28 protein-coding genes are annotated in these 22124 nt (G+C 65.7%); 14 read left to right on the top strand and 14 right to left on the bottom strand.

Going from position 1 to position 22124, the window contains the following annotated elements:
- Positions 1-4 precede the first annotated feature (4 nt).
- Both P1IM2_RS14225 and galU read left to right on the top strand, forming a co-directional pair.
- Positions 5-514 (top strand): OmpA family protein, encoded by a 510-nt coding sequence (locus tag P1IM2_RS14225; RefSeq protein ID WP_186402874.1) that lies wholly within the window; start codon positions 5-7, stop codon positions 512-514.
- A 54-nt stretch (positions 515-568) separates the two neighbouring features.
- Positions 569-1432: a UTP--glucose-1-phosphate uridylyltransferase GalU gene (gene galU, locus P1IM2_RS14220; RefSeq protein WP_062901693.1), complete on the top strand. Its 864-nt coding sequence runs from the start codon at positions 569-571 to the stop codon at positions 1430-1432.
- Between the two features lie 48 nt (positions 1433-1480).
- Here galU and aqpZ read toward each other — a convergent pair whose 3' ends face one another.
- Both aqpZ and P1IM2_RS14210 read right to left on the bottom strand, forming a co-directional pair.
- On the bottom strand, positions 1481-2206 hold the full coding sequence (gene aqpZ, locus P1IM2_RS14215) for an aquaporin Z (RefSeq protein WP_003041215.1): 726 nt from the start codon (positions 2204-2206) through the stop codon (positions 1481-1483).
- A 109-nt stretch (positions 2207-2315) separates the two neighbouring features.
- A complete protein-coding gene (locus P1IM2_RS14210) occupies positions 2316-3599 on the bottom strand; it encodes a methyl-accepting chemotaxis protein (RefSeq protein WP_186402873.1) in 1284 nt (427 codons plus the stop codon).
- A gap of 173 nt (positions 3600-3772) precedes the next feature.
- Between P1IM2_RS14210 and P1IM2_RS14205 the strand changes: the two genes are divergently transcribed.
- Positions 3773-4078: a hypothetical protein gene (locus P1IM2_RS14205; protein ID WP_062901691.1), complete on the top strand. Its 306-nt coding sequence runs from the start codon at positions 3773-3775 to the stop codon at positions 4076-4078.
- Between the two features lie 59 nt (positions 4079-4137).
- On the opposite strand, the gene soxR is transcribed toward P1IM2_RS14205, so the two are convergent.
- The gene (soxR, locus tag P1IM2_RS14200; protein WP_186402872.1) at positions 4138-4608 is read right to left on the bottom strand and encodes a redox-sensitive transcriptional activator SoxR; all 471 of its coding nucleotides are present in this window, start codon (positions 4606-4608) and stop codon (positions 4138-4140) included.
- An 88-nt stretch (positions 4609-4696) separates the two neighbouring features.
- On the opposite strand from soxR, the gene P1IM2_RS14195 reads away from it, so the two are divergent.
- Together P1IM2_RS14195 and P1IM2_RS14190 are read left to right on the top strand one after the other, a co-directional pair.
- A complete protein-coding gene (locus tag P1IM2_RS14195; RefSeq protein WP_186402871.1) occupies positions 4697-5092 on the top strand; it encodes a VOC family protein in 396 nt (131 codons plus the stop codon).
- Between the two features lie 62 nt (positions 5093-5154).
- Positions 5155-5619, top strand: a complete 465-nt coding sequence (locus P1IM2_RS14190) for a pyridoxamine 5'-phosphate oxidase family protein (protein ID WP_062901689.1) — start codon at positions 5155-5157, stop codon at positions 5617-5619.
- Here the strand turns inward: P1IM2_RS14190 and P1IM2_RS14185 are convergent.
- Both P1IM2_RS14185 and P1IM2_RS14180 read right to left on the bottom strand, forming a co-directional pair.
- Positions 5616-6101, bottom strand: coding sequence for a MarR family winged helix-turn-helix transcriptional regulator (locus P1IM2_RS14185; protein WP_186402870.1), 486 nt, complete (start codon positions 6099-6101; stop codon positions 5616-5618). The two genes, P1IM2_RS14190 and P1IM2_RS14185, sit on opposite strands and share 4 nt — an antisense overlap.
- Before the next feature lie 50 nt (positions 6102-6151).
- Positions 6152-7138: a dipeptide epimerase gene (locus tag P1IM2_RS14180; RefSeq protein WP_062901687.1), complete on the bottom strand. Its 987-nt coding sequence runs from the start codon at positions 7136-7138 to the stop codon at positions 6152-6154.
- 24 nt (positions 7139-7162) lie between these two features.
- Here P1IM2_RS14180 and P1IM2_RS14175 point away from each other — a divergent pair, with 24 nt between their 5' ends.
- The 3 genes from P1IM2_RS14175 (at position 7163) to P1IM2_RS14165 (ending at position 8826) form a co-directional block, all read left to right on the top strand.
- Positions 7163-7558, top strand: a complete 396-nt coding sequence (locus P1IM2_RS14175; protein ID WP_254535701.1) for a YkvA family protein — start codon at positions 7163-7165, stop codon at positions 7556-7558.
- Positions 7559-7686: 128 nt separating this feature from the next.
- Positions 7687-8250, top strand: a complete 564-nt coding sequence (locus P1IM2_RS14170) for a hypothetical protein (protein ID WP_062901686.1) — start codon at positions 7687-7689, stop codon at positions 8248-8250.
- A gap of 123 nt (positions 8251-8373) precedes the next feature.
- On the top strand, positions 8374-8826 hold the full coding sequence (locus P1IM2_RS14165; protein WP_062901685.1) for a Dps family protein: 453 nt from the start codon (positions 8374-8376) through the stop codon (positions 8824-8826).
- 78 nt (positions 8827-8904) lie between these two features.
- Here P1IM2_RS14165 and P1IM2_RS19020 read toward each other — a convergent pair whose 3' ends face one another.
- Positions 8905-9702, bottom strand: a complete 798-nt coding sequence (locus P1IM2_RS19020) for a cold-shock protein (RefSeq protein ID WP_062901684.1) — start codon at positions 9700-9702, stop codon at positions 8905-8907.
- A 260-nt stretch (positions 9703-9962) separates the two neighbouring features.
- Between P1IM2_RS19020 and P1IM2_RS14155 the strand changes: the two genes are divergently transcribed.
- The 4 genes from P1IM2_RS14155 to P1IM2_RS14140 all read left to right on the top strand — a co-directional run bounded on the left by P1IM2_RS14155 (position 9963) and on the right by P1IM2_RS14140 (position 12063).
- On the top strand, positions 9963-10580 hold the full coding sequence (locus P1IM2_RS14155; RefSeq protein ID WP_003041249.1) for a ribonuclease D: 618 nt from the start codon (positions 9963-9965) through the stop codon (positions 10578-10580).
- A 16-nt stretch (positions 10581-10596) separates the two neighbouring features.
- Positions 10597-11235, top strand: a complete 639-nt coding sequence (locus P1IM2_RS14150) for an LPS export ABC transporter periplasmic protein LptC (protein WP_186402868.1) — start codon at positions 10597-10599, stop codon at positions 11233-11235.
- Positions 11232-11810 (top strand): LptA/OstA family protein, encoded by a 579-nt coding sequence (locus tag P1IM2_RS14145; RefSeq protein ID WP_062901682.1) that lies wholly within the window; start codon positions 11232-11234, stop codon positions 11808-11810. Before P1IM2_RS14150 ends, P1IM2_RS14145 begins: the two co-directional genes overlap by 4 nt.
- Before the next feature lie 103 nt (positions 11811-11913).
- On the top strand, positions 11914-12063 hold the full coding sequence (locus P1IM2_RS14140) for a hypothetical protein (protein WP_156000971.1): 150 nt from the start codon (positions 11914-11916) through the stop codon (positions 12061-12063).
- A gap of 48 nt (positions 12064-12111) precedes the next feature.
- Here the strand turns inward: P1IM2_RS14140 and P1IM2_RS14135 are convergent, their stop codons facing one another.
- Complete coding sequence (locus tag P1IM2_RS14135; RefSeq protein ID WP_186402867.1) at positions 12112-13437, bottom strand: hemolysin family protein; 1326 nt, start codon at positions 13435-13437, stop codon at positions 12112-12114.
- Between the two features lie 212 nt (positions 13438-13649).
- Between P1IM2_RS14135 and P1IM2_RS14130 the strand changes: the two genes are divergently transcribed.
- Positions 13650-14339: an OmpA family protein gene (locus P1IM2_RS14130; protein WP_062901680.1), complete on the top strand. Its 690-nt coding sequence runs from the start codon at positions 13650-13652 to the stop codon at positions 14337-14339.
- 58 nt (positions 14340-14397) lie between these two features.
- Here the strand turns inward: P1IM2_RS14130 and P1IM2_RS14125 are convergent, their stop codons facing one another.
- The 7 genes from P1IM2_RS14125 to P1IM2_RS14095 are packed head-to-tail and all read right to left on the bottom strand — an operon-like array spanning position 14398 to position 20538.
- The gene (locus tag P1IM2_RS14125; RefSeq protein WP_003041264.1) at positions 14398-15027 is read right to left on the bottom strand and encodes a MarC family protein; all 630 of its coding nucleotides are present in this window, start codon (positions 15025-15027) and stop codon (positions 14398-14400) included.
- On the bottom strand, positions 15024-15698 hold the full coding sequence (locus P1IM2_RS14120) for a hypothetical protein (RefSeq protein ID WP_186402866.1): 675 nt from the start codon (positions 15696-15698) through the stop codon (positions 15024-15026). Before P1IM2_RS14120 ends, P1IM2_RS14125 begins: the two co-directional genes overlap by 4 nt.
- Entirely contained in the window at positions 15698-16603 is a 906-nt protein-coding gene (gene folD, locus P1IM2_RS14115; RefSeq protein ID WP_186402865.1) for a bifunctional methylenetetrahydrofolate dehydrogenase/methenyltetrahydrofolate cyclohydrolase FolD, read from the bottom strand. The genes P1IM2_RS14120 and folD overlap by 1 nt, the downstream gene beginning before the upstream one ends.
- Complete coding sequence (locus tag P1IM2_RS14110; protein WP_003041270.1) at positions 16603-16902, bottom strand: YggT family protein; 300 nt, start codon at positions 16900-16902, stop codon at positions 16603-16605. Before P1IM2_RS14110 ends, folD begins: the two co-directional genes overlap by 1 nt.
- Before the next feature lie 45 nt (positions 16903-16947).
- Positions 16948-17856: an acetylglutamate kinase gene (gene argB / locus P1IM2_RS14105; protein ID WP_186402864.1), complete on the bottom strand. Its 909-nt coding sequence runs from the start codon at positions 17854-17856 to the stop codon at positions 16948-16950.
- Positions 17853-18530, bottom strand: a complete 678-nt coding sequence (locus tag P1IM2_RS14100) for a queuosine precursor transporter (protein WP_003041276.1) — start codon at positions 18528-18530, stop codon at positions 17853-17855. Before P1IM2_RS14100 ends, argB begins: the two co-directional genes overlap by 4 nt.
- 43 nt (positions 18531-18573) lie before the next feature.
- Complete coding sequence (locus P1IM2_RS14095; RefSeq protein ID WP_222103031.1) at positions 18574-20538, bottom strand: alpha/beta hydrolase family protein; 1965 nt, start codon at positions 20536-20538, stop codon at positions 18574-18576.
- Between the two features lie 157 nt (positions 20539-20695).
- On the opposite strand from P1IM2_RS14095, the gene P1IM2_RS14090 reads away from it, so the two are divergent.
- The gene (locus tag P1IM2_RS14090) at positions 20696-22051 is read left to right on the top strand and encodes a NupC/NupG family nucleoside CNT transporter (RefSeq protein WP_186402862.1); all 1356 of its coding nucleotides are present in this window, start codon (positions 20696-20698) and stop codon (positions 22049-22051) included.
- Positions 22052-22124: the final 73 nt, after the last annotated feature.

Raw genomic sequence — 22124 nt, 5'->3', positions numbered from 1 at the left:
TGCAATGACCCATGCCGCCCCCCGCCACCTTCGCACCCTGTTCGCGCTGGCCGTCGCCGCATTGCTCGCAGCGTGCCAGAGCATGCCGGCGCCAAAGGGCTTCAATGCCGCACAGATCGCGGTGCTGAAGGAAGAAGGCTTCATCCCCGCCCCCGCGGCCGCCGACGACAGCTGGCAGCTCACGATGGCCGATCGCCTGCTGTTCGCGACCAACGAAAGCGCAATCCAGCCCGAACAGACCGAACGCCTCGGCACGCTTGCCCGGCGCCTGATCGCGGTCGGCATCCCCAGCGCGCGTGTCGAAGGTCACACCGATTCAACGGGCGCTCCCGACTATAACCAGAAGCTCTCCGAAGCCCGGGCCCAGGCCGTTGCCGCGCCGCTGATCGCGGGCGGAATGCAATTCGCCCCCGGCCAGATTATCGGACGCGGCGAAACCATGCCGCTGTCTTCGAACGACACGCCCGAAGGCCGGCAGGACAATCGCCGCGTCGTCATCATCGTGACGCCCTGAAGCGCCGTCGGCCCTGCCTTTCCACACTGCCCGATCCGCGCTAAGAGCCCGGCCATGAAACCGATCCGCAAAGCCGTCTTTCCCGTCGCCGGCCTCGGCACGCGCTTCCTGCCCGCGACCAAGGCGATCCCCAAGGAAATGCTGCCTGTCGTCGACCGGCCGCTGATCCAATATGCGGTCGACGAGGCGCGCGAGGCGGGGATCGAGCAGATGATCTTCGTCACCGGCCGCGGCAAGAGCGCGATCGAGGATCATTTCGACATCGCCTTCGAACTCGAACGCACGATGTCCGAACGCGGCAAGGATTTGTCGGTCCTGGAACCCACGCGGCTCGGTCCCGGCAATTGCGCCTACGTCCGCCAGCAGGAGCCGATGGGGCTGGGCCATGCGATCTGGTGCGCGCGCGACATCGTCGGCGACGAACCCTTCGCGATCTTCCTGCCCGACGAATTCATGCACGGCAGCCCCGGCTGCATGAAGCAGATGGTCGATGCCTATCACAAGGTCGGCGGCAACCTGATCTCGGTGCTCGAAGTGCCGCACGAACAGGTGTCGAGCTATGGCGTGATCGCGCCGGGCCGCGCCGACGGCGCCCTGACCGAAGTCCGCGGCCTTGTCGAAAAGCCCGCGATCGACGATGCCCCGTCGAACCTTATCATCTCGGGCCGCTATATCCTTCAGCCCGACGTGATGCGCGTGCTCGAAAGCCAGGAAAAGGGCACAGGCGGCGAAATCCAGCTCACCGACGCCATGGCGACGATGATCGGCCGGCAGCCCTTTCACGCGGTCACCTTCGACGGCGCCCGTTACGACTGCGGATCAAAGGCCGGCTATATCCAGGCCAATCTGGCGATCGCGCTCGAACGCCCCGACATGGCCGCCGACGTGCGCGCCTTCGCGCTCGATCTGCTCAAATAGGAAGTGCAGGGCGGAAACCGGCGGGGACGCGCCCCGCCGGTCCGTCCGTCATTCGCCCTCGATATCGGGCTTGGGAAAGCGATCGGCGCCCAGCGTCTTGTAGAGCCAGCCGCCGGCAAGCCCGCCGGCGAGAGGTGCGAGCCAGAACAGCCAGAGCTGCTGAAGCGCCAGCCCGCCGACAACGAGCGCCGGGCCGGTGCTGCGCGCCGGATTGACCGAGGTGTTGGTCACCGGGATCGAGATGAGGTGGATGAGCGTGAGCGCGAGGCCGATGGCCAGCGGCGCGAAACCCGCGGGTGCGCGGCCGTCGGTCGAACCCATGATGACCCACAGGAAGCCGGCGGTCAGCACGACCTCGATAATCAGCGCCGACCAGATGTCGTAATGGCCGGGCGAGCCGTCGCCGAAACCGTTGGCAGCGAGGCCCTTGGTCGCAAGATCGAAATCGGGATTTCCGCTCGCGATATAATAGAGGAGAAAAGCGGCGACGATCGCGCCCAGCACCTGCGCGACGACATAGAGTGGAATGTCGCGCGACTGAAAGCGGCCGCCGGCCCAAAGGCCGACCGTGACCGCGGGGTTGAGATGGCAGCCCGAGATATGGCCGATGGCATAGGCCATGGTGACGACCGTCAGGCCGAAGGCGAGCGCGACGCCGAGCAATCCGATGCCGACATCGGGAAAGGCCGCCGCTAGAACCGCGCTGCCGCAACCGCCGAAGACAAGCCAGAATGTGCCGATAAACTCGGCCAGACCCTTTTGCATATTGGTCATATGGACCCTCCCTCCCGCCCGGGGCCGGAAGCGCCGCGGGCGCGGGAGCAACCTATCACAGCCCATGCCCCCGGCAAGTCTTTGTAAACCATATGTCCCGCGGCGGGATTCAGGCCGCAGCGACGGTCTCGACGAATTGGCTCGCGCGCTGATGCAACGATCGCGCCGCGCGGGTCAGCCCCGACGACAATTCGCCGAGCGCAATCGCCTCCTGTCCGACCGCCGCGGCGCCGCGGCCGATCTGATGGACGCGCGTGTCGATCTCCTTCCCCGCGGCAACCGCCTGCTCGACATAGCTTGCGATCAGCAGGGTCGTCGCGCTCTGGCCGTCGACCGCCGTATCGACGGCATCCGAAAAGGCGTTGTTCGCCTCGATCGCGCGTTCGACCTCGGCAAAGCCTTCGGCAACCTGCCCGACGATTTCGCGAATATGGTCGATGAAGGGCGAAATGTCGCTTGCCGCGGCACGGGTCTGCGCCGCGAGATTCTTCACTTCCTGGGCAACGACAGCGAAGCCGCGCCCCGCCTCCCCCGCGCGCGCCGCCTCGATCCCGGCGTTGAGCGCCAGCATGTTGGTGCGGCTGGCCATGTCGATGATCAGGCGCAGCATATGCTCGATCGACTGGCTCGCCTCGCGCAGCGCGGTCGCCCGCTCGCTCGCCGACCGGACGCGCGCATGGGCGTGACGCCGCACGTCGCGCGCCCGGGTGCCGTCGGCGACGATGCGCGCCATGCTGGCGGCGAGCCCCCGCCCCCGATCCCCAAGCTCCTGAAGCCCCGCGAGCGTCTGGGCGGTTGCGCCCGCGACCGACACCGCGTCGCGCCCCGTCTCGTCGGCACGCGTCCCCAGCCCCTGCGCCACCGCCTCTGCCTCACGCGCCATCTCGGCGAGCGTCGCGGTCAGCGCGCTGATATCCTGTTCGAAGCGGCGCCCGCTTGCTTCGACCGTCGCGGCGCGCGCGCTGCGTTCCTGCGCCACCTCGATCTCGCGCAGCATGGCCAATTTCGACAGTTGCGCCGAGTCGAGCGTTTCGACGAAGCGGCCGCGATCGACAAGCACGAGTTCCTGCGCCGCCGACTGCGCGGCGATCCTCAGCAGCGCGGCGGTGCTCTCGCCGACATCGGCGATCTGGCACGGATCGATGAGCGAGGCGATCGATCCCCCGATCGACGGGTTTTGCATCAGCGAAAACCAATAGGGACAAAAGAGCAATTCGCGCACGCGCTGTTCGCGGATGATTCCGACCGGATGGCCCGCGGCGTCGACGATCGTCAGGACGCGCAACTGCGGCTGCGCCCGGAAAATGTCGATCACCGCCGACAGATGCGCATCGTGAGCGATCGCCATCGAATGTCCGGTCGCGGGGGCCAATAGCGGATCGGGGGGCGTCATCTGTCTCTCTTGACTGCAAAGCGATGCAGGGCGACCTAGGCCAAGAGGGTTAATGCGAATTTAACTATTTGTTTCAGTGATATGACAGAAGCGCCGAAAGGCTGCACTTTTGGCCGCAAGCCGCTGGCCATTGCTGCGGCAATGTGCAACGCCGGACGCCGAGGAGAAGGACGATGCGGATATGGTTCGGGGCGATGCTGGCGCTGCCCCTGCTTGCGGGCTGTGTAAGCACCGTGAAATCGGTCGTCACCGCGCCGGTGAAGGCCGCAGGACAGGTCGTCGACTGGTCGACCACCAGCCAGGACGAGGCCGACCGCAACCGCGGCCGGGCGATGCGCGAACGCGAGGAGAGGCTGGGCAAGCTTTCGCGCCAGCGCGACAAGGCGGCTGAAAAATGCGAGCGCGGCGACCACGATCAATGCCGCCGCGCCGAAGTGCTGAACCATGAAATCGAAGCGGTGATGGCCGAACCGATGTAAGCCCGGCGCGACCTGGCCGCCTCCGTGGCAACAGCGAATAATCCCTACTTCCTTGCGCCCTATCGCGCATCGGCAATGTCGCCCGATCGGTCGCCCAGCAGATAGCGCGGGCCGGCGCCGCGCTGCGCCGCCTTGTCCCGGGCGTTATAAAGCCCGCATTTCTTCAGGCTCAGGCAACCGCAACCGATGCAGCCGTCCAGCAGGTCGCGCGTCCGTTCCAGCGCCGCGATCTGTGCGTCGATCCGCGCGCGCAGGCCGGTGCTGATCCGGCGCCAGTCGGCGGCATTGGGGGTACGTTCCGAAGGGAGGCGCGCCAGTTCCGCCGCGATCTCGTCGAGGCTGAGCCCCATCTGCTGCGCGATAAGGATAAACGACAAGCGCCGCGTGTCGGCGCGCAGAAAGCGTCTTTGTCCGCCCGCCGTGCGCAGCGACGCGATCAGTCCCTTCGCTTCGTAGAAACGGATCGCCGACACCGCAACGCCGGTTCGTGCGGCAAGCTCGCCGATGGGCAGAAGGTCGGCACGGTGCACGAAAGCCCCTTCGCGAAATATGCTTGATCTAAAGCTTAGTTGAACTTTCATATCTGTCTGCGTCAACCCGAATCAGGAGTTTCAGCCCGTGACGCATCCCTTTATCGAACATGTGAATCTGACCGTCAGCGACCCCGAACGCAGCGCCGCGCTGATGGCGCGGATCTTCGGCTGGCACGAACGCTGGCGCGGGCCGGCGCGCGACGGCGGCATGTCGATCCACGTCGGATCGGATGAGGCCTATGTCGCATTCTACACCGGTCCCGACGGCCTTCATGCGAACGCGCATTTCGCGAAAGGCGAACCGCTCAACCATGTCGGCATCCAGGTCGACGATCTCGATGCGATCGAGGCGAAAGTGGTCGATGCCGGTTTGCGCCCTTTCAATCACGGCGTTTACGAACCCGGGCGCCGCTTCTATTTCTTCGACCTGAACGGCATCGAATATGAGGTGGTGAGCTACGCCGCGCGGCCCGCGCGCTAAAGCGCGCAACATCGGGGCGGCTCCGCGCGTTAGCATGACACAAGCAGAAAGGAGCCTCCCCGATGAGCAAGGACATCAAACAGCGTTTCTGGAAGGAAATGGCCGACAATCCCTATCTGATGGTCGCGCTCGACGCCGGTCACGCCCATGCGATCCCGATGACCGCGCAGCTCGACAAAGACAATGACGGCTATTTCCATTTTTTCCACGCCAAGAGTGGCCGTCTCGCCGCAGGCGGGCGCGCGATGGCGCAATATGTCGCCAAAGGCCATGACCTGTTCGCATGCGTCTCCGGCACGCTGACTCCGGTGACCGACCGTGCGACGATCGACAAATATTGGTCGAAGCCGGTCGAGGCCTGGTACGAAGGCGGCAAGGATGACCCGGACCTGCTGATGCTGCGCTTCGATCTCGACGATGCCGAAATCTGGACCGCAGAGGCCGGGATCAAGGGTCTGTTCCGCCTGATGACCGGATCGACGGTGAAGGAAGGCGAACTCGGCAGCCATGCCGAGGTGGCGCTTTAGGACGAAGAAGCCGCATCGCGCTCGCGGGCCTCGATCCCCATCTCGACCAGCGCATAGAGGACGCGGCGCGCGGCGGCGACGTCCTCGGCGCCGACCCGCGCCGCGAGCTTCGCGTCGATGGCATCGCGCGCCTGACCCTGGATCGTCGCCGCCTCGGCGCCGCGCTCGGTCAGGCGCACAGTCAGTCGGCGCCGGTCGGCGGGATCGGCCTGGCGCTCCAGATAGCCGCGCATGACGAGCGTATCGACAAGCTGCCCCGCCGCCTGCTTCGATATGCGCAGATCGCGGATCAGAGCCCCCAGCGGCACCTCCTCCGCCCCCAGCGCCAAACCGCCGATCACATAGAGCCCGTTTGCCGGGATGTCGTCAAATCCGGCGCGATCAAGCGCCCGGCGCATTGCTCCGCCATAGATGGTGCGCGCATGGCGCAGAAGGGCGGGCATAACGATCTCGCGGTGGCGGGCGGTGTCCGAATTGCTCATTCGGCGAATATTTCCCGCTTCGGCCATTTAGTCAATATAATTTACTATCATTAAAATGGACTAATTTCGCCATTGGCGAAGCTGAAGCCATCGGCGCGATCGCGCGCCAGCAAGGCGGGGCCGTCGAGGTCGACCCATCGCGCCCGCTGCGCGAGCAGATACGCCGGCGCGATCGCCAGGCTGGTCGACAGCATGCAGCCGACCATGATGCTCAGACCCGCCGCGTCGGCGGCATCGGCCAGCTTGAGTGCCTCGGTCAGCCCGCCCGCCTTGTCGAGCTTGATGTTCACGCCGTCGTAAAAGGCCCCGATGCGCGGCACATCCGCAGCGACATGACAGCTTTCATCGGCGATGAACGGCAGCGGGGCATAGATGCCGTCGAGCAGCACGTCGGTGCCGACCGGCACCGGTTGCTCGATCATTTCGACTCCGAGGTCGGCGAGCGCCTCGACCTCAGGAAGCAGGTCGAGCGCGCCCCAGCTCTCGTTCGCATCGACGATCAGGCGGGCGCCGGGCGCCGCGCCCCGCACCGCGGCAACGCGCGCGCGATCTTCGGCGTCGCCGGCCAGCTTGATCTTGAACAGGCGATAGCCCGCCATCACCGCTTCCTCGGTTCGCGCCGCCATCGTGCCAGGGCCGCCGAGCGAAATGGTGAAGGCGGTGACGCGCGGCGCCGGCGCTTCGCAGCCGGCGAGCTGCCACAGCGGGACGGCGCGCTGGCGCGCTTCGAGATCCCATAGCGCACAGTCGATCGCGTTGCGCGCCGCACCCGCCCCCATCAATTCCTGCACCGCTGCCCGCGCGGCCGCCGCGCCCAGTCCCGCGAGATGCGGCATGACGCGCAGCAGAGCGTCGCGGCAGCCGGCCGCATCTTCGCCCTGATAGTAGATCGGCGTTCCCTCGCCGCGCCCGGCGACGCCGTCTTCCTCGACTTCGGCGACGACGACATCGACATGGTCGCTTGCACCGCGGCTGATGACGAATTCGCCCGCGACGGGCCAACGCTCGACGCGTGCGCTTTTCAGTTGGATAGCCATGCAGGAAGACTAATGTGCGACGCGATGACGGGCAAATCCCTTTCCGAACGCATCGGCGATCTGGGCCATCGGCTTTCCGTCGAGGCGCACGCCGCGTGGCTCGCCGCGCGGGACCCGCGGACGCCACTGATTGCCAGGCTGCTGGCGGTCGCCGTCGCTGCCTATGCGCTGTCGCCGATCGATCTGATACCCGATTTCGTCCCTATACTCGGCTGGCTCGACGATCTGCTGATCGTCCCAGCGGGTCTGTGGCTGGTCCGACAGATGATCCCCGATCCGCTGTGGAGCGAATTGCATGCAGCGGCGGAGCTTGCGAGCGAGCGCCCCTCGAGCCGCGCGGGCATGGCCTTCATCCTTCTGTTGTGGGCAGGGCTGCTCTACCTCGTCTATTGGGCGGTCCGGACCTCGCCTTGGCATTGATGGGCGGGATTCGAAGTCGGGAGGCGGGATTCGAAGTCGGGAGGCGGCCGGCGTGCGCATCCTCCGCGCCCTGCGATGCTTCTGCCGCCCCGTTTCTTCGCTGCCATAGCTGGAGTAGGCTGGTCGTCATGGATGCCATCATGCTTGCCCTCGTCGCGGTATTGCTAGCCAACGCCGATGGCCGAACCGGACGTTTGCTGTCGCAGGTGATGGCGGCGCGCGGGGATCGCCGCGCCGTCGTCGCGATTGCCTTCGCCGCCTTTCTGGCCAATGCGACCATCGCGGCGGTCGCGGGGACGGCAGCAAACCGGGTGATCGGTCAGGGTATCGTAGCGCTGCTGCTCGCCTTCGCGTTGCTCGGTGCGGCGGTCGCGCTCGTCTGGCGGGGGCGCCTCGGCCCGGCGGTCCAAAGTCTGGAGGAAGCTCCGTTGCCCTCGCTCGCGGCACGGCTGTTTCTGGCTCAACTCGGCGACCGCAGCCATTTCCTGATCGGCGCGCTGGCGGCGACGAGTGGCGCCGGGCTGTGGGCGGCCGCGGGGGGGCTGATCGGCTGGACGCTCTCGCTGGTCCCGTTCCTCGCTTTTGGCGCCGCGCTCGCCGATCAGGCCGCGGCACGGATCGCCCGGTTGATGAGCGCCGCGATTCTCACGCTATGGGGCCTCAACGCCGCGATGCGCGCCTTCGGTCTCTGACAGAAAATCCGATTATGGCGCCGAGTAATCGATTTTATCGATCACAGCATCGAACAGGCTTCATGGGCAGCTTTGCCGCTACGGCACTATATTGGCCGGGAAGCAGAAAAAGGAGGCTTTCCCATGTCCAACAAGAATCAGCCTGCCGTTGCGGATGCGCTGAACGCGCTGCTCGCCGACAGTTTCGCGCTCTATCTGAAGACCAAAAATTATCACTGGCACGTCAAGGGCCCCAGTTTTCGCAGCCTGCACCTTCTGTTCGACGAGCAGGCGGCCCAGATCCTCGCGACGACCGACCTGATCGCCGAGCGTGTGCGCAAGAATGGCGCAGCGACGCTCCGCTCGATCGGCGACATCAGCCGTCACCAGTCGATCAAGGACGACGACGCAGCGAGCGTCGACGCCGAAACGATGGTGCGCAACCTTGCCGCCGACAACGAGACGCTGCTCGCCCAGCTCAAGGATGCCAAGACGGCGGCCGAAGCCGATGGCGACATTGCGACGAGCGGCCTGGTCGATGGCTGGGCGGACGAAACGCAGCAGCGTATCTGGTTCCTGAAGGCCACCCTCGCCTGAGGGGCTGCGCAGACCACCGGTAACGAAAAAGGGCGGCCCTTTGCGGGGCCGCCCTTCGTTCATCCGGTGGACGCCGAATCAGTCCTGCGTCGGCTGGAGGTTCACCGCGGCGAATTTGCCGCGATCATCCACCTCGATGTCGAAAGCGACGCGGTCGCCTTCTTCGAGGCCCGCCATGCCGGCGCGCTGCACCGCGCTGATGTGGACGAAGGCATCCGCCTGTCCGTCATCGCGCGCGATGAAACCGAAACCCTTGGTCGTGTTGAAGAATTTCACCGTGCCCGACGTGCGTTCGCCGGTCAGCTGACGCCGGCCGCGCGCACCGCCCGCAGCGGGACGATCCTCGCGCGGACGCGGGGCGAAGTCCTCGACAGGCATCGGTTCGCCTTCGATCTTGAGATCGATGGCCGACACCTTGCCGTTGCGTTCGACGAGCGTGAAACCGAGCGGCTGACCCGATGCGAGGCCCTGCAGTCCCGCCTGTTCGACCGCGCTGATGTGCACGAACACGTCTTCACCGCCATCGTCGCGCGCGATGAAGCCAAAGCCCTTCGAGGGGTTGAAGAATTTCACTTGGCCCTGGCCTTCGCCGACGACCTGTGCCGGCATGCCGCCGCGGGCACCGCCGCCGCCACCGCCAAAGCCGCCGCGACCGCCGCCGGCGAAGCCGCCGCGATCGCCACCGCCGAAACCACCACCACGATCGCCGCCGGCACGATCGCCGCCACCGAAGCCGCCGCGATCACCGAAACCACCGCGGTCGCCACCGCCAAAGCCGCCGCCGCCATAAGGTGCCGGTTCGAAACTGTCGAAATTGCCGAAGTCGTCGCGCTTGCCGCGTCCGCGATGGCCACGGCGATCCTTGTTGAAACTCATTGCTTAGTAGTCGCTTTCGGTCGTCCACACCCGATTGAACCGGCTCCTTGCGCCGGACGGGGACGCAGTTCACCATGGGCACAGACTCGCCCCGTGCCGCTAACGGCGCAATATATAACCTATATGAACGGCATCTGCGAACAGAAAATTCAAAGCCGCGATCGGCGGATTTCCAAGCTTTGCCGTAGCGCTGGCGCCGAGGGGCGGTACCGCGAAAACCAGTCATTGAGCGGCGCCGCCGCTTCGCCTAAGGCAAGTCGATGACCGTATATTTCCACGAAGAAGATCTGCCGGAAGGCGCGATCGGCCCCGGCCCCGTCGCGATCGACACCGAAACCATGGGACTCAACCCGCTGCGCGACCGGCTGTGCCTCGTCCAGATCAGCGACGGCAAGGGCGACGAGCATCTGGTGCGATTCGGCCCCGGCAGCCGCTATGACGCACCGGTCCTCAAGGCGATCCTCACTGATCCTGACCGGCTGAAACTGTTCCATTTCGCCCGTTTCGATATTGCCGCGATGCAGCAGGCGCTCGGCGTTGTCACCGCCCCCGTCTATTGCACCAAGATCGCGTCGAAGCTGGTGCGCACCTACACCGACCGCCACGGGCTCAAGGAACTGGTCCGCGAACTGCTGGGACAGGATGTATCGAAGCAGCAGCAGTCGAGCGACTGGGGCGCTGCCGAACTGAGCGAGGCGCAGCGCGACTATGCCGCGAGCGATGTCCGCTTTCTGCACGCAATGAAGGAGGTGCTCGACGCCCGCCTCGCGCGCGAGGGGCGCACCGAACTCGCACAATCCTGCTTCGATTTCCTCCCGACGCGCGCCGCGCTCGACCTCGCCGGATGGCCCGAGGTCGACATCTTCGCGCATAGCTGACGGGGAGCCGCCGCGGGTGTCCGAACGCGCCGAAATCGACCGCACGATGCGCCGCCTGTGGGCGGCCAGCGGGTCGCGCCACGACCGCGTGGTGCGCATTTTGCGCTACGGCCTGCCGCTCGTTATCGGCGTCGTTGCGGCGGTGCTCGTCTTTTCGCCCTTCACCCAGCGCAGCGAGGTCAGCTTCCTGCTCGCCAAGGACAAGGTCGAGGTGGCGAAGGAGCGGATGAAGGTCGTGCGTGCCGAATATCGCGGCCAGGACACCAAAGGCCAGCCCTTTGCGCTCATCGCAGATAGCGCGGTGCAGAAAAGCTCGACCGAACCGATCGTGCGGATGAACGGACTGTCCGGGGCAATCAAGCTGGCCGACGGCCCGGCGACGATCGCCGCCGCGAACGGACAATATGACATGGACAGCGAACAGGTGACCGTGCCGGGACTGGTACAAGTCAAGGGCGCCGACGGCTATCGCATCGATGCGAACAATGTCGCCATCGACCTCAAGAATCGCAGCCTCGTCGGTACCGGCGGCGTCAATGGCGCGTTGAACATCGGTAATTTTTCGGCCAACGAACTGACCGCCGACCTTGACCAGCGGATCGTCCGCCTGTCGGGGAACGCCCATCTTCGGATCAACCAGGGAGCGCTCAAATGAAGGGGCTTTGGACCGTGAAGAGCCTGACGCTGGCCGGCGCCAGCTTCGTGCTGACCAGCCTCGCGATTCTGGCAAGCGGACATGGTGGCGGCGCGGCCTATGCGCAGGCGCTGGCGAATCACAACAGCAACGCCCCCGTCGATTTCGACGCGGGCAGCATCGAGGTGCAGGATCGCGCCGACCGCGTCGTACTGGCGGGCGGCGTGCGAGTAACGCAGGCGGGGTTGACCGTGGTCGCACCGCGCATGACCGTCGCCTATACCCGCGCCGGCAACACCGACGTCAACCGGCTCGACGCGACGGGCGGCGTCACCGTCACCAAGGGCAATGAAACGGCAAAGGGCAATGTCGCGATCTACGATCTCGACCGGCGGCTGATCACGATGGTCGGCAATGTCCAGTTAACGCAGGGCGCGAACCGCCTGTCGGGCGGACGACTTGTAATCGACCTCAACAGCGGACGCGCGACGGTCGACGGTCGCGGCGCTGCCCGCGGCCCCGACGGCAATCCGGTCACCGACGGTTCGGGCGGCCGCGTCAAGGGCACCTTCAGCGTACCGCAAAGAAACCAGTAACGCTGTCCGTTAAGCGTCGCGCAAGCCGCGCGCGCAAGAATGGTTTCGGGGACCAGACCCATTGCGGTGCCGGGGGGCGGCCGTGCGATCAAGGCGTGCTCCGATGCGTTATGCCCCCCTGCTTCCTGTCCGCCGCCCGATGTTCGGACGGCGCCACGCGACGCCCGAAACCGAGCCGGTCCGTCCGACCCGCGAGGAGCGAAAACTCGCGGAAGCGGTGATGCATCATGTCGGACCGACGCGACCCCGATAAACGGCCAGTTGCCACTTCAGTCCCGGCCGTTGAGGCCGCGAACCCCGATCAATCGCCCTCGGCTTCGACCTTGGGCTTGCGCATTTCGCTGACCAGCAGCTTGTCGATCTTGCGGCCGTCCATATCGACGATCTCGAACCTCCAGCCGCGATCGGTGAAGGCCTCCCCTTCCTCGGGCAGATGCTTGAGGATCGCGAGCGCGTGGCCCGCGGCGGTCGCATAGTCGCGGTCGTCGTCGAGTTCGATCCCCAGCCGCTCGGCCATCTGGTCGGCGGGCATCGACCCGGCGATCAGCAGGCTGCCATCCTCGCGTTCGACGACGAAGGGTTCGCTGCCGATATCCTGATCGGACGCGAACTCACCCGCGATCGCCGACATCAGGTCGGCGGGCGTCACCAGTCCATCGAAATGGCCATATTCGTCGTGAACGAGCAGCATCGGCACTTCGGCAAGGCGCAGCGCCGCGAGCGCGTCCATCGCATCGATCTGGTCGTGGATGACCGCGGCGCGGCGCATCAGCCGCTCGAGGTCTATCGGGTCGCCACGGAACAGCGCCGCCGCGATGTCGCGCGCTTGCACGACTCCGACGATATCGTCGACCGACCCGCGCGCGACCGGCAGACGGCTGTGCGGCGTTTCGAGCAGCTTGTCGCGCACACCCTTCGCGTCGAGCGTGATGTCGATCCAGTCGACATCCTTGCGCGGCGTCATCACTTCGCGCACCGGCCGGTCGGCAAGCCGCACGACGCCCGAGATGATCGCGCGCTCGCTCTCCTCGATCACGCCCGATTTCGACGCCTCGGCGACGATCAGGTGCAGTTCCTCGGCGGTCACCTGATCGTCCGATTCGCGCTTGAGACCGAGCAGGCGGAACACCAGACCCGAACTGTTGTTGAGCAGCCAGACCAGCGGAGCCGCAATGCGCGCAAGCCAAAACATCATCGGCGCGACGAAGATCGCAATCCGTTCGGGTGCGCGCAGCGCGAATTGTTTGGGGACAAGCTCGCCCGCGATCAGCGAGGCATAAGTCGTAAGCGCGATGACGAGGGCGAACGCAACCGTGCGCGCGGTGTCGGCATCAAGGCCGGTCCATGCCTGCAACCGTTCGGCGACGGGCTGGCCCAGGCTGGCCCCCGAATAGGCGCCCGTCAGCACGCCGATCAGCGTGATGCCAACCTGCACCGTCGACAGGAAGCGGCCGGGGTCGGAGGCAAGCTGACGCGCGATCCGCGCTCCACTGCTGCCGCGCTTCTCAGCGGCCTGCAACCGCGGGTCGCGCGCCGAAACGATCGCGAGTTCGGACATGGCGAAAACGCCGTTGAGCAGGATAAGGATCAGGATGATCGCCACATCCGCCCAGGGAAAAGGGGTCATTGGGCGGTCGTACGGCGCTGGCGCGCCCGGCCCCTGTCAGCTTCGGTCATGCCGGTCCTATAGGCCAAAGCCGCGGTGCTGCACAATGGCGACGACATCGGCACGCTCAGCCAGCGTTCAGCATGAATGACGGAACGGAAAGCGCGATCATATGTTATCCTTGTGGTCGTGGCATCGCATGGACCGGCGATGCCCAAAAAAGGGAGCCAGAAATGAACAAGAGGACGATCAAGCTAGCGGCCGTCGCCAGCCTTGGCGCGCTCACGCTGACCGGTTGCGTCACCGACCCCGAAACGGGCAAGCAGCGCATCTCCAAGGCCGCGATCGGCGGCATCGGCGGCGCGCTCGGCGGCTATCTGCTCGGCGATCTCGTCGGCGGACGCAATGACCGGACCGAAAAGATCCTTGGCGCGGGCATCGGCGCCGTCGCCGGCGCGGGCGTCGGCTATTATATGGATCAGCAGGAAAAGAAGCTGCGCGAACGCACCGCGGGCACCGGCATCGATGTCGAACGCCAGGGCGACCAGCTCGTGCTCAACATGCCCGGCGACGTGACATTCGACCTCAACAGCGCGGTCGTGAAGTCGCAGTTCCGGGGCGCGCTCGACAGCGTCGCCTCGACCCTGTCGGAATATCCGAGCACCTATATCGACGTTTACGGCCACACCGATTCGCAGGGCAGCGAAACCTATAATCAGGGGCTGTCCGAACGGCGCGCGGCGTCGGTCGCCGACTATCTGGCAGGTCGCGGCGTCAACCGCGCGCGCATGGCGACGATGGGCTATGGCGAAACGCAGCTCAAATGCGCACCCGAACGCACGCAGGCCGACTATCAGTGCAACCGCCGCGTCGAAATCCGCATTGCGCCGGTGACGCAGGCGGACGTGGCCGCCGCACGATAAAGTCCATTCCCGTGGAGGATGGAAAGGGCGTCGCCGGGTGGCGGCGCCCTTTACCGTGTCAGGCGAGGCTCGAGAAGCTCGCTTTCAGCCCGTCGATGACGAACTGCGCCGCGAGCGCCGCGAGCAGCACGCCGAGCAGGCGGGTGATGACGGCCTCGCCCTTGTTGCCGATCAAGCGCATGAACGGTCCGGCGAGCAGCAGCGCGGCGAGCGTCAGCAGAAGCACGAGCAGCAGTGCGCCGAAAATCACCAGCGCGCGGTCAAGCCCGCTGTTCTGCGACACCAGCAGCATCACCGACGCAATCGATCCCGGCCCCGCGAGCATCGGCATCGCCATCGGAAACACCGATACATCTTCGACCTCGGGCGTTGCCATCAGCTTTTCGGCGCGCTGTTCGCGGCGCTCGGTACGCTTTTCGAACACCATGTCGATCGCGATGATGAACAGCATGACCCCGCCCGCGATGCGGAAACTGTCGAGATCGATGTGCAGGAAACTGAGCAGCGCCTCGCCGAACATCGCGAAGAAGATCAGGATGAAACCGGCGATCAGTGTCGCGCGGATCGCCATCGACCGGCGCTGCGCCGCGCTGGCTCCCGTCGTCAGACTGGCGTAGATGGGCGCGCAGCCGGGCGGATCGATGACCACGAAAAGCGTCACGAAGGCCGAGATGAAAAGGTCGATCATGGCTGCTTCGGAGCCGCGATGCGGTCATCGATAACGGTCGTCATGTCATGCCCGTCCCACAGCCGCACGGTGATGCTGCGCGATCCGTCGGGGCGCACGACCGAAGTCCAGTTCAGAGTCTGGTCGCGCGACATGCCGACCATCATATCGTCACCCTCCGCGGCGGCGGTCACCGTGACGCCCGGCTTGCCGGTGCAGGTCGCCTGCTTCGATTCGATGAAGTCGGGCGCTACGCGCAGGGTCGCAAGCGCATCGCCCGAATCGAGCAGCCAGCGCATGTCGCCCTTCATCGGATCGCGCGACCACACGGTGGTGAAGAATCCCTGCGCCGCACCCTTCTGCCATGCGCCCGTCGTCACGCCGCTGTTGCCGTCACAGCTTACGAACACCTTGTGCGGTTGCCAGCGCACCGCCTCGGCCGGATCCTTTTGCGTCTTCAGCCAGTCGCGGGCGTTGACCCGCTGCGGCACGAACATCACCGCTTCGGGCGCCGCGGTTTCGCGAAAGGCCGTCCATTGCCCCTTTTCCTGCGCCAGCCGCGCGAAGGCGATTTCCGCCGCGATAAAGCCGCTCGGATTCGCCGAAAGCGGGCGCTTGCGCGCCTCCGGCCCCTGCTGCGCGCAACCGACGAGCGCGGTCAGCACAAGCCCGGCAAGGAGTAGTCGGCGCATCAGAACCCCTCCGGATCGGCGAGGCCGGCGCGGCGGTGCGCGGCGACCAGCGTGTTGCGCAGCAGGCAGGCAATCGTCATCGGGCCGACACCGCCGGGCACCGGGGTGATTGCGCCCGCCACCGTCGCCGCGCTGGCGTAATCAACGTCACCGACGAGCCGCCCCTTGGCCGCGCCCGCTTCGGGCGGCAGGCGATTGATGCCGACGTCGATGACTGCCGCGCCGGGCTTGATCCAGTCGCCCTTGACCATTTCGGGCCGGCCGACCGCCGCCACGACGATATCGGCGCGGCGGACCAGATCGGGCAGATCGCGGGTGCGGCTGTGCGCCATGGTCACGGTGCAATTGGCGCCGAGCAGCAGCGCCGCCATCGGCTTGCCGACCAGAATCGAGCGGCCGATCACCACCGCATCCTTGCCGCCAAGATCGCCGAGCACATCCTGCAACAGCAACAGACAGCCAAAGGGTGTGCAAGGCACCATGCCTGGGATGCCGAGCGCGAGCCGTCCGGCACTGACCGGGGTCAGCCCGTCGACGTCCTTTTCGGGATCGATCGTCGCCACCGCGCGCTGCTCGTCGAGATGACCGGGCAGCGGAAGCTGGAGCAAGATGCCGTCGACCGCGGGATCGGCGTTGAGCGACGCGAGCAGCGCCTCGACCTCGTCCTGGCTTGCGGTTGCGGGCAGGCGATGTTCGAAACTCGCCATCCCGGCGGCGACCGTCGCCTTGCCCTTGGAGCCGACATAGACGGCGCTCGCCGGATCGTCGCCGACGAGCACGACCGCCAGCCCCGGCACGCGGCCGGTCGCGGCTTCGAACGCTGGGACGGCGCCGGCAATGCGCGCGCGCAAACCCGCCGCGAAAGCCTTTCCGTCGATGATGCGCGCCTCGGTCGCGACGGACATCAGGCCATTCCGCTCGAATAGGCGAGGCGCGCGAGATAGCCCAGCACCGGCCCCTGAATGATGATGATCAGGATCAGGACGAGCATCGGCGTCAGGTCGAGCCCGCCAAAATCGGGCATGATGCGCCGGAACGGCCGGTAGAGCGGCTCGGTGATGCGGTCGAGCATCATCCACAGCTGCGCCACGAAGTCATTGTGGGTGTTGATGACGTTGAAGGCGATCAGCCACGACATCACCGCCTGCGCGATGATGAACCACCACAGGACCGTCAGGATGATGTCGACGATCTGGATGAGCATGAGAAGCAAGGCGGGTCTCCGTAAAGGGGGGTCTTGCAGGCCCTCTTAGCGGTGAATGAGCGTGCCTGCACCCCTTGCGGTGAAAATTTCGAGCAGCATCGCGTGCGGCACCCGGCCGTCGAGGATAACCGCGGCATCGACCCCCGCATCGACCGCCGCGACGCAGGTTTCAACCTTCGGAATCATGCCGCCGGTGATCGTCCCGTCGGCCTTCAGCCCGTCGATCGCCGGACGGTCGAGATCGGTCAGCAGAGCACCCGACTTGTCGAGCACGCCGGCCACGTCGGTCAGCAGGAAGAAACGCCGCGCGCCAAGCGCGCCGGCGATCGCCCCGGCCATGGTGTCGGCGTTGATATTATAGGTCGCGCCATCGGCGCCGAGCGCGACGGGAGCAACGATCGGAATAAAATTGTCGGCCGACAGCCGCTGCAGGATCGTCGGGTCGACCGCGACGGGTTCGCCCACGAAGCCGAGGTCGACGTGGCGTTCGATCCCCGAATTGGGATCGGGCTCGGTACGGTGGACCTTTTCGGCCAGCACCAGATTGGCGTCCTTGCCCGACAGACCGATCGCGCGGCCGCCAAGCCCGGCAATCCATCCGACGATTTCCTTGTTGATCTTGCCCGCCAGGACCATTTCGGCGACCTCCGCGGTCGCGGCGTCGGTGACGCGCAGCCCGCCGACGAACTGCGATTCGATGCCGAGTTGCTTGAGCATCGCGCCGATCTGCGGCCCGCCGCCATGGACGACGACAGGGTTGATCCCCACCGCCTTCAGCAGCACCACATCCTCGGCAAAATCGCGCTGCGCCTCGGGATCGCCCATCGCGTGGCCGCCATATTTGATGACGAAGGTTTCGCCCGCATAGCGCTGAAGATAGGGCAGCGCCTCGACGAGCGTTTCGGCCTTGGTCAGCAGATCGGGCATGGTCGTGGGATCGGTCATCGTCATCATTCCGCGGTCTTCGCGTCGAGGCTGCGGCCGAGCGCGACGAGGCCGGTGATCACCGCCGGAATGACGACGATCGACAGCGCGACCTTCGCCAGCATCTGTCCCGCCATCAGATTGGCGATCGGAAAAACGCCGTAAAAGGCGATGGTGACGAACAGCAGCGTGTCAACGATCTGGCTGAGCGCGCTGGCGACTGCGCCGCGGATCGCGAGCCAGGTCGACCCCGTCCCCGCGCCTTCACGGCCGCGCAGTTTGGAAAAGATGGTCACGTTCAGAAACTGCGACGTGCCATAGGCGACGATACCGGCTGCCATCAGGCGCGGCGTTTGTCCCAATATCATTTCGAACGATGCCAGCCGGGCCGGGTCCATCTCGGGCGCGGCGGGGACGAAATAGACGAGCGAGGTCAGCATGATCGACAGGATCAGCGGCACGAAACCCCACAGCACCAGCCGGTTCGCGGTCGCCTGTCCGTGCAGTTCGGACACGGTGCTCGAGAGCGCGACGAGGATCAGGAACGGGAAAATCCCGGCCTCAACCGCAAGACCGGCGCCCAGCGCGACCTGCTTGTTCCCGAGCACGCCGGCGAGCACGACCATGCCGCCATAGATGATCGTGAACAGGAAAAGCGAAGGGGTGATCGTGCGCGGCAGCGCGGTCGAGGTCGGTTCGGTCATCGGCGCCCGATAGTCGCTTTTGCGACGCGTGGAAAGATGCCGGTCAATCGGCGGGATTATACTTGGCGAGGAAGGATTCGATCGATTGCAGCAACATCAGGCGATCGGCCTCGCGCGTGAAATAATGATCGGCGAGCGGCAGCGAGACGAAGTCCACCGTCCTCCCCGCCTTGGTCATTGCCGCATACATGCGCGCTGACTGGCTGTGATCGACTGTCACATCCTTCTTGCCGTGGATCAGCAGCAGCGGCGTCTTGATCCGGTCGATGGCGTTGATCGGCGACACCGCCGCGAAGTCGGGGGTCATGCGCTTCCACTGCGTCCGGTACAGATTGGCGCGCAGCGTGCCGCCGAAATCATTGACCTCGCGCCGCAGATTGGCGACCCCGGCGATCGAGATCGCGCAGCGATACTGGTCAGGATCCTTGGCGATCCCCCACATCGCTGCATAGCCGCCATAAGAGGCGCCGACGATGCACACGCGCTTGGGGTCGGCGATCTTTTCGGTGACCGCCCAGCGCACGCCGTCGGTCACATCATCCTGCATCGCAAAGCCGAGCTGCCCCTCGCCGGCCTTTTCGAACTCGGCGCCATAGCCGGTCGAGCCGCGGAAATTGGGCTGCAATACCGCATAGCCGCGTTCGGCGAGGAACTGCGCCCAATAATCGTAGGTCAGCTCATCCTGGCCCCACGGTCCGCCGTGCGGCAGCACGATGAACGGCAGGTTGGTTGCCGCTCGGCCCCGCGGCATCGTCAGCACGCCCTCGATCTCCAGCCCGTCGCGCGCCTTGTACCGGACGAGCTTCGCGCGCGAGAGGCGCTTCGCTCCGATCCGTTCGTTCATTGCCGCAAGACGCGACAAATCGCCGGTCGTCGAATCATAATAATAGAGCAGCCCCGGATTGTCGGGGGTGCTGATCCGCACCAGCATTTTCTTCAGGTCGCGGCTATAGCTGTCGATCCGGACACGCGCCGCGCGGGCCGTCGCGTCCAGCGTATCCTGATGCGCTGCCATCGCCGGGTCGAGCCAGCGCACCGGTTTCAAGTCGTCGGCGACGTGAACGCCGAGCAGCCTCGATCCGTCGGGCGCGCGAATGGCGCCCAATATGTCGCCCGCGTCGGGCGCAACGACCGTGCGGACTTCGGCACCGGTAGCAAGATTGACCTCGGCAATCGTGGTCTTGCCATCGTCCCGGTCCTTGTACACCAATCCGTTGTCGGTGCCGTCGACGAAGAGGATCGGCACCGTCAGCCGCTCGTCATCGCGTAGCGAAGCGCGCTCGATCGACCGGAAAGCCCCTTCTCCGGCGCTACGATAGAGCAGCGTGGCCCGGGTCGTATCGTCGCGATAGCCGATGCCGTAGCGCACCCGGCCGAGATGGTCGGCGCCCCAGTCCATAACCCCGGTGCGCGACCGCAGTTCGGTCTTCTTGCGCCCCGTCTTCACATCGATGCGGTATACAGCCGGCCAGAAATCGGCGTTGTCATATATCGAGTCCTGACCCGCGACCAGAATTTCGCTGCTGCCGTCTTTGGGCAGCCAGACGACATCGGACGCATTCTGGCCCTTGAGATCCCATAACAGCCGCGTGATCTTGCCCGAGGCCCGGTCGATGGCGATGATGCGGGTGACGTACCAATTGTCGGCCTCCACCGGCATCAACGCCCGCAGGCCGACGAGCAGATGTTCGTCGTTGACCCAGGTCAGCCAATCGATTTCGGTCTGGTCGGGAACCGCAATAATGACCGATTTGCTCTGATCGCCCAGCACGGGAAGGATGCCGATCCGCTGTTCCCCACGGACCGCGAACAGGCCCGCCATATGCGTTCCGTCAGGCGATAATTCGGTATTTTCCGCAAAGGGAAGCTGCGCAAAGGCGGCCGTGGGCAATGGCGGAGCGGGGGTCGATGCGGTCGTGGCGGGCGCCTGCGCCGCCGCGGGCACGCCCGCCTGCACCAGCGCGCATATCGCCAAGATTACATGTCCCGCAACGCCAGTCCGCATCATATTCCCCCTGTTTCAGCGCTGCCTATCAAGCCGTCACGGAGCCGCCAAGCAGGATCGCTGCCGTTATGGATGACTGCAATGCTCCGCCGCCCCCCTTGCCCGATCCGCAAAGCCCGCTAGACAGGCGCAATAAACTTGCGGGGGACGCAAAACACTTATGGGACATCTTATCGGCCTGCTCGGAATCGTTGCATTGCTTGCGATTGCCGTGCTGTTTTCATCGAACCGTCGCTGGATTCGCCTGCGCGTCGTCGTGCCGGCCTTTCTGTTGCAGGCCGGGTTCGCGCTGCTGGTGATCGGTACGCCGTGGGGCCGCGCGATCATTCAGGCGATGTCGACCGGCGTCGCCAATCTTCTGGGTTATGCCAAGGCGGGAACCGACTTCATTTTCGGCCCGCTCGCCGGACCCGAAATGGGCGGCCACAGCTTTGCGATCGCCGCGCTGCCGGTGATCATCTTCTTCGCCTCGCTTATCTCGATCCTCTATTATCTCGGCATCATGCAATTCGTGATCAAATGGGTCGGCGGGGCGATCCAGAAGATTACGGGAATCACCAAGGTCGAAAGCCTGGGCGCCGCGGCGAATATCTTCGTCGGCCAGAGCGAGAGCCCGCTCGTCATCCGTCCCTATCTCGCCGGTCTTACCCCGTCGCAGCTCTTTACGGTGATGACGGTCGGCATGGCCGGGGTCGCGGGGACCATCCTCGGCGCCTATGCCAGCATGATCGGCGAACAGCTGCTGCCCTATCTGCTCGCCGCCAGCTTCATGTCGGCGCCGGGCGGCATCCTGATGGCCAAGATCATGATGCCCGACGACCCCAAGGATTTGGGTATCGAACCCGTCATCATGCCAGAGGCAAGCCATGACGAGGAAAAGCCGGCGAACATCATCATGGCAGCGGCGCAGGGCGCGCAAACCGGCGTCAAGCTGGCGGTCGCGGTCGGCGCGATGGTGCTGGCCTTCGTCGCGCTCGTCGCGCTCGCCAACGGGCTGCTCGCCGGGATCGGCGGCTGGTTCGGCTATCCCGATCTGTCGTTCCAGGCGGTCATCGGCGCGATCTTCCGCCCGGTGATGTGGCTGATGGGCGTGCCGTGGGACGAAAGCGCCGCGGTCGGCGGCCTGTTCGGTACCAAGGTCGTGCTCAACGAATTCGTCGCCTTCATCGACCTTGGTAAAATCCAGGGGGGGATGTCGATGGTGTCGGTTGCGATCGCCACCTTTGCGCTGTGCGGTTTCGCCAATTTCAGCTCGATCGCGATCCAGATGGCCGTGACCGGCGGTCTCGCCCCCAATCAGCGGCCGATGATCGCCCGGCTGGGGCTGAAGGCGCTGCTTGCGGGCAGCCTGTCGAACCTGATGTCGGCGGCGCTCGCCGGCCTTATGCTCAGTTTCACCGCGCCGGTCGCCACACCGCCGCCCCCGACCGCCGCGCCGGTTGCGGCGGCGCCGCTTCCCGGTGCGCCGCCCGCTGCCGCCGATACCGCTGCCCCCGCCGCGGCCAAGGCACCTTGACGCGCGGGCAGCGCCGGGCCGCACAAGGCCCGGTCGGCACGGGATAATTTGCAAGTCCCCCTGTTGTGGCGTA

This window comes from Sphingopyxis sp. P1IMeth2, from assembly GCF_900185685.1.
Classification (GTDB): domain Bacteria; phylum Pseudomonadota; class Alphaproteobacteria; order Sphingomonadales; family Sphingomonadaceae; genus Sphingopyxis; species Sphingopyxis terrae_A.
This window is presented reverse-complemented; position numbering and strand designations above follow the sequence as displayed.